Origin of the sequence: Ruminococcus sp. 1001136sp1, assembly GCF_039841815.1 — a bacterium.
In the GTDB taxonomy this organism is placed as follows: domain Bacteria; phylum Bacillota; class Clostridia; order Lachnospirales; family Lachnospiraceae; genus Blautia_A; species Blautia_A faecis.
In genome coordinates this window covers 50,900-58,194 of sequence record NZ_JBDPGY010000024.1, presented here as the reverse complement: position 1 = coordinate 58,194, position 7,295 = coordinate 50,900, and the positions used below count along the sequence as shown (strand labels likewise).

The window sequence follows — 7,295 nt, the reverse complement described above, 5'->3', positions numbered from 1 at the left end:
GATTTAGTCGCAGTTAGCAGTTAGTTCGCTGGAGCGTTGCGCCGGCGAGTGAGCAATCACCATTGTCCGAATGCGTCCGCCTTGAACAACTTTCAACACACTAAATAGCAAAATACAAAAGATGAGGTGACAATTAAAATGGGCCAGATAACAGGAGACTGGCAGGCCGCGCTGAGGAATGAATTTCATCAGCCCTATTATGCCAAACTATATAAAACAATAATGGAAGAATACCGCACCAGAAAAGTATTCCCACCGCCCCAGGATATGTTTAATGCTTTCGAATACACCCCGTTAAACGATGTAAAAGTAGTTATTCTGGGTCAGGATCCCTATCATAACGATGGACAGGCCAACGGCCTTTGCTTCTCTGTAAGAGAAGATATAGACATTCCCCCGTCTCTGGTAAACATTTATAAAGAACTCCACAGCGACCTGGGCTGCTATATTCCTGACAACGGCTGCCTGGAAAAATGGGCGAAGCAGGGCGTATTTCTTCTGAACACAGTACTGACTGTCCGCGCCCACCAGGCGTTTTCACACAGAGGAATCGGCTGGGAACAGTTTACCGATGCGGTTATCCAGACCCTGAATGATCAGGACCGCCCGATCGTATATCTTCTCTGGGGAAGACCTGCCCAGATGAAAAAAGCAATGCTGAACAATCCGAAGCAGCTGGTACTCACAGCTGCACATCCAAGCCCGCTGTCTGCGTCAAGAGGATTTTTCGGATGCAGGCATTTCAGCCAGACCAATGAATTTCTGGAGAAAAACGGGCTTGCCCCCATTGACTGGCAGATTGAAAATATCAAAAAGGAACAATAAGAAATGGGGAAAAAGAACGATAACACACTTGTAAAAAATGCTTCATTCCTGATGATCGCGGCATTGATCTCCAAGATCATCGGAATGCTTTATAAAAGTCCGCTTTCCAATACTCTTGGAAATAACAGTATGGGTCTTTTCAATTATGCCCAGAATGTTTACTTTATCCTGCTGATGATCGCTTCTTTCAGCATTCCGCAGGCAGTATCCAAGATTATGGCAGAAAAGCTGGCTTTTAAACGTTACAGAGACGCCCAGAAGGTATTTCACTGTGCGCTGTTATATGTAATCATAATGGGAGGCGTAGTAGCACTTTTTTGTCTTTTCGGCTCGTCCATTCTGGTGCCGGAATCCATGTCCGGAGCCAGACTTGCACTGAAAATGCTGGCACCAACCATTTTCCTGTCAGGAATTCTTGGTACCTTCCGAGGTTATTTTCAGGCATATCGAAACATGCTCCCTACCTCATTGTCCCAGATTGTGGAACAGTGTTTTGTAGCGGTTTTTGCAATCCTGATGTCTACTGTCATGCTGAATAAATTCAGTAGTGCGGAAGAATCTGTACGAAATGCCTGGGGGGCTGCCGGAGCTACTATGGGAACCGGTGCCGGAGTTGCATCAGCGTTACTTTTCATGCTTTTTGTATATTGGGTAAACCGAAAGAATATCAAAAAGAGACTGGCAAGGGATACCCATTCCCGTGATGAGGCCACCGGCGAGGTTATGAAGAATATCGTTCTCATCGTAATGCCGATCATCCTCAGCTCTTTTATTTACAATGTAAACGGCTTTATTAACAGTTATATGTATTCCGGCATTCAGGGCTTTAAGGGAATTGACCATGATACCATTACAAGTCTCTACGCGGAATATGGCTATTATATGACCCTGATCAATATTCCCCTTACGCTTGCAAGTACAGCACCCACATCCATGATTCCGGAGGTTTCTGCCCAGTATGCCAAGAGGAATATGGACAGTGCCAGAGATAAGATCGACCGCGCAACCTGGATCAGTATGTTTATTTCCATTCCGTGTGCAGTTGGGCTTGCAGTTCTTGCCGGCCCGATCACAAGACTTCTGTTTCCGCGAACAGAGGGGGCAGCAGCTCAGCTGATGATGCTTGGTGTCATTACCATCATCCTCAATGGAAATTCCAATATTTCCAATGGTGTGCTACAGGGAATCGGAAAGCCCAATATCCCCATGATCAATGCGGCAATTGCCCTGGTGGTGGATGTGATCGCCATGGCAATTCTGCTGTTTGCAACTGACCTTGGCGTATATGCCATTGTAGTGGCTATGATTATTTATGCGGTTGTTATGTGTCTGCTGAACGAGCGGGCGATGAAACAGTATATGCAGTACAAAAATCCATGGAGAAGTGCTTATCTGAATCCACTTCTGGCATCTGTGCCTATGGCTGTAGTGGCTGGATTTTCCTATTATGGAATTTATAAGCTGATCCATTCCAATTTCATCAGCCTTGGAATCGCAGTGGTTCTTGGAATGGCTGCCTATTTTATTGTATATCTGGCAGTGAGCAAGCCATCTGATGAGCAGTTTGCCATGATGCCAGGCGGAGCCTACCTGAAGAAAATTGCAGGGAAACTGCCGTTTTAGAACATGGTTTTTAAATATGCTATTAAAATTATAATATATTGACTTTTAGATATGCATAGGTTATAATGCCATTCGGCAAGAAAGAAGCGATATGTTCAATGTATGCAGCACGAAAGCCCTCAGAGCGGCAACTCTGAGGGCTTTCTTCTTGTATTTTTTCGGAATACGAACCGAGGCTAGTTGTTATTTTTCGCCTCTTCTGTCTTCAAATTCTTCTGTGCAGTAGAAAGCATTAATTTAATTCGGTTCAGCTGGTTTACCTCGCTTGCCCCCGGGTCGTAGTCGATGGCTGCAATATTCGCCTTCGGATACTGACGGCGGATTTCTTTGATAACACCTTTGCCAACAATGTGGTTCGGCAGGCAGCCGAATGGCTGGATACAAACAATATTCGGAACATCATCATGGATCAGCTCCATCATTTCACCGGTCAGGAACCATCCCTCGCCAGTCTGGTTACCCTCAGAAACAATGGGGCGTGCCATCTTCGCCAGATCACGGATATCTGCAGTAGGATGGAAATGACGGCTTTCCGCAAGTGCCTCATTTGCAGTCTTACGAACCCAGTCGATTGCCTTAATACCTATATTTCCAAAGAATGCCTTGGATTTCTTAAAGCCAAGATTGTCGACCTTGAAATTCTGATTGTAGAAGCAGTAGGACATAAAGTCGATCAGATCCGGTACCACAGGCTCAGCTCCTTCCGCTTCCAGAAGCTCTGCAAGGTGATTGTTTGCAGCCGGAAGGAATTTAACCAGAATCTCACCTACAATACCAACACGAGGCTTCTTCTCATCACTGATCGGGATGGTATCAAAATCGTGAACCATTTCCCGGCACATTTTCTTAAACTGGCTGTGGCTTAATGAGCTGCCGGTAAGAAATGCAATCACACGTTTTTCCCAGATCTTATGCTTACGGTTTACAATGCCTTTCTCCAGTTCATATGGGCGCATGCGGTAAATACATTTCATAAGAATATCACCAAACACAGCGGCATACACAACAGCCTTCACCAGCGGAAGAGTAAGCTTAAATCCAGGGTTGCTCTCCAGACCGCTAAGGTTAAGGGAGATAACCGGAACCTGTTCCATTCCCGCTTTCTTAAGGGCACGGCGGATAAAAGCAATATAGTTGGATGCACGGCATCCACCGCCTGTCTGGGACATGATAACTGCAGTCTTGTTCAGGTCGTATTTGCCTGATAAAAGAGCGTCCATAATCTGTCCCACAACGATCAGGGAAGGATAGCAGGCATCATTATTTACATATTTCAGACCTACGTCTACGGCATGCTTGTTGTCATTTGGAAGCACCTCCAGATGATAACCGTTTGCATTAAAAGCGGCTTCCAATAAGGAAAAGTGCACCGGTGACATCTGCGGGCAGAGGATGGTGTAATCCTTGCGCATCTCCTTAGTAAACGAAACCTTCTCGATAGAAGATGGTTTAATGGTGCGCTCCCTTTTCTGAGCATCCTTTGCACGGAGGGCTGCAAGAAGGGATCTGACACGGATCCTTGCGGCACCAAGGTTGTTAACCTCATCAATTTTCAGGCAGGTATAAATCTTGCCGCTGCCATCCAGAATTTCATAAACCTCATCGGTGGTGACCGCGTCAAGTCCGCAGCCAAAGGAGTTCAGCTGGATCAGATCCAGATCATCACGGGTTTTCACAAAGTTTGCTGCTGCATACAGTCTGGAGTGGTACATCCACTGGTCATTGACACGGATCGGGCGCTCAACAGGTACCAGATGGGAAACAGAATCCTCAGTGAGGACTGCCACACCATAGCTGTTGATCAGATCCGGGATACCGTGATGAATCTCAGGGTCAATATGGTAAGGACGACCAGCCAGAACGATGCCCCGGCGGCCTGTCTCCTTCAGATACTGAAGCGTCTCCTCACCCTTTTTCTCAATGTCCTTATGTACGGCAGCCATTTCCTCCCATGCCTTGTGGGCGGCTTCCTTTACCTCAGATGCCGGGATATCCGGGAAAACCTCAGTCAGTCTCCTGGTAACGATCTCCTCAGAGGTCAGGGCCAGGAACGGATTCATAAAGGTAATAGATGGATCGTGAAGCTCGTCCACATTGTTCTTAATATTCTCTGCATAAGAGGTAACGATGGGACAGTTGTAATGGTTGACTGCATCCGGGAATTCATTTCGCTCGTAAGGGATACACGGATAGAAAATGAATTTCACACCATTTTTGATCAGCCAGGTCACATGTCCGTGGGCAAGCTTGGCTGGATAGCACTCGGATTCGCTTGGAATGGATTCAATGCCCAGCTCATAAATCTTTCTAGTAGAGGTAGGAGAAAGCACTACCTGATATTTCAGCTCAGTAAAGAAGGTATACCAGAAAGGATAATTCTCAAACATATTTAAAACTCGCGGAATACCAACTTTTCCCCGGGTAGCTTTATCCGGAGAAAGAGGCGGATAGGAGAAAAGCCGTTTGTACTTGTATTCATAAAGGTTGGGGATATGATCCTTATTCTTCTCCTTACCAATACCGCGCTCACAGCGGTTACCGCTTACGAACTGACGCCCGCCAGTGAATTTGTTGATGGTAAGACGACAGTTATTGGTACATCCGTGGCAGTTGGCCATGGAGGTGGTATATTTCAGCTCGTTGATCTTGTCAATGGAAAGCATGGTGGTTTCACGGCCTTCTGCGTGGTAGCGCTCCTTGGCAATGAGGGCAGCACCGAAAGCCCCCATAATACCGGCAATGTCAGGACGAATAGCTTCACAGCCTGCTATACGCTCAAAGCTTCGAAGTACACCGTCGTTGTAGAAGGTTCCGCCCTGTACCACAATATGACGTCCCAGCTCTTTGGCATCGGAAACCTTGATAACCTTGTAAAGCGCATTCTTGATAACAGAGTATGCAAGACCTGCGGAAATATCAGCTACGGATGCGCCTTCCTTCTGGGCCTGCTTTACCTTGGAGTTCATAAATACGGTACATCTTGTTCCAAGGTCAATGGGGTGTTCTGCAAAAAGGGCGGCCTTGGCGAAATCCTGTACGGAGTAATTCAGAGACTTGGCGAAAGTTTCGATAAAGGAACCACAGCCAGAGGAACATGCCTCGTTCAGCTGTACACTGTCTACGGTCTGATTACGTATCTTGATACATTTCATATCCTGTCCGCCGATATCTACAATACAGTCAACCTCCGGGTCAAAGAAAGCAGCCGCATAGTAGTGGGAAACGGTCTCAACTTCCCCCTCATCCAGCAGCAGAGCAGCCTTCATCAGCGCCTCGCCGTAACCTGTGGAACAGGAAAATGCAATGTGGGCATCCTCTGGAAGAATGCTGTAGATCTCCTGGATGGAACGGATGGCAGTTTTAAGCGGGCTTCCGTTATTATTGCTGTAGAAGGAGTAAAGCAGAGTTCCGTCCTCACCTACAAGAGCAGTCTTGGTGGTGGTGGAGCCTGCATCGATACCCAGATAGCAGTTTCCGTGACACTGGGAAAGGTCGCCCTTCTTTACCTGATAGGCACTCTGACGCTTATTAAATGCCTCATAGTCTTCCTCCGTAGCAAAAAGAGGCTCCATACGTTCCACCTCGAAATCCAGTTTGATGGAGTTCTTCAGGCGGTTGGTCATATCTGTAAGGGAAACGGTTACCTCATCCTTCGCATTCATAGCAGAACCCATAGCTGCGAAAAGATGGGAATTCTCTGGTGTGATGGCGTGTTCATCATCCAGCTTCAGGGTGCGGATAAAAGCTGCCTTCAGCTGATCCAGAAAGTGAAGGGGACCGCCGAGAAATGCAACATGACCGCGAATCGGCTTGCCGCAGGCAAGACCGGAAATGGTCTGGTTTACAACTGCCTGGAAAATGGAAGCGGAAAGATCCTCCTTGGTGGCACCATCGTTGATCAGAGGCTGGATGTCAGTCTTGGCAAATACGCCGCAGCGGGCTGCGATGGGGTAAAGCGCTTTGTAATTCTTCGCGTATTCGTTCAGCCCGGTAGCATCAGTCTGAAGCAGGGATGCCATCTGATCGATGAAAGAACCGGTACCTCCTGCGCAGATACCATTCATACGCTGCTCAATATTGCCGCCTTCGAAGTAGATGATCTTGGCATCCTCACCGCCAAGCTCGATGGCAACATCAGTCTGGGGCGCAATCTTCTGAAGAGAAGTGGATACCGCAATTACCTCCTGTACAAAAGGAACGCCAAGGTGGTTGGCGAGGGTAAGTCCGCCGGAGCCTGTGATTACCGGATGAAGGGTAAGTTCTCCAAGTTTGCCATAAGCTTTCGCCAGAAGCTCTGCCAGTGTTTCCTGGATGTTGGCGAAATGACGCTGGTAATCTGCGAAAAGCAGGGTGTCGTTTTCATCAAGTATTGCAATTTTGACAGTGGTGGAACCAATGTCAATTCCTAATGTGTATTTGTTGCTCATGTAAAGAATATGCCTCCTCATCTGTTGCATATGTGCTTAAATCGTTACTGTTCACTTCGTTTACAGTAACACGCTTCGCGATGCACAGAAATCATGCTTTGCATGATTTCGCGCCGCAACTCTCGGGTTTTCTGTGAACTTTGTTCACAAAAAACACCTCGCGGAATGTTACCAGTGAACAGTAACCTTAAATCTTCTTATTTATATGTGAAAAATTCAAATGCAAATATTCCGTAATATTATACGATACCCCGGCTTAAATGACAATGTAAAAGTTTAACAAGGATTCTTTGCACAAGTGTTGAATTTTCGGTTATTTCGGGCTATAATATATGAAGTTTTCTGCCTGTGTTTTACACTCTTTTGTAAGTGTAAAAAGAAAAATGTCTTTGCAGGGCTGCAGAAACAGAAATTTTTTTG

3 protein-coding genes are annotated in these 7,295 nt (G+C 46.6%); 2 read left to right on the top strand and 1 reads right to left on the bottom strand.

Annotated elements, in window-relative coordinates; translation table 11 throughout:
- Window positions 1-138 precede the first annotated feature (138 nt).
- Window positions 139-825 (top strand): uracil-DNA glycosylase, encoded by a 687-nt coding sequence (ung, locus tag ABHC48_RS17555; RefSeq protein WP_195699139.1) that lies wholly within the window; start codon window positions 139-141, stop codon window positions 823-825.
- Between the two features lie 3 nt (window positions 826-828).
- Window positions 829-2,448, top strand: a complete 1,620-nt coding sequence (locus tag ABHC48_RS17550; RefSeq protein WP_173717457.1) for a polysaccharide biosynthesis protein — start codon at window positions 829-831, stop codon at window positions 2,446-2,448.
- A gap of 176 nt (window positions 2,449-2,624) precedes the next feature.
- Here the strand turns inward: ABHC48_RS17550 and ABHC48_RS17545 are convergent, their stop codons facing one another.
- Entirely contained in the window at window positions 2,625-6,875 is a 4,251-nt protein-coding gene (locus tag ABHC48_RS17545; RefSeq protein ID WP_195699140.1) for a 2-hydroxyacyl-CoA dehydratase, read from the bottom strand.
- Window positions 6,876-7,295 lie beyond the last annotated feature (420 nt).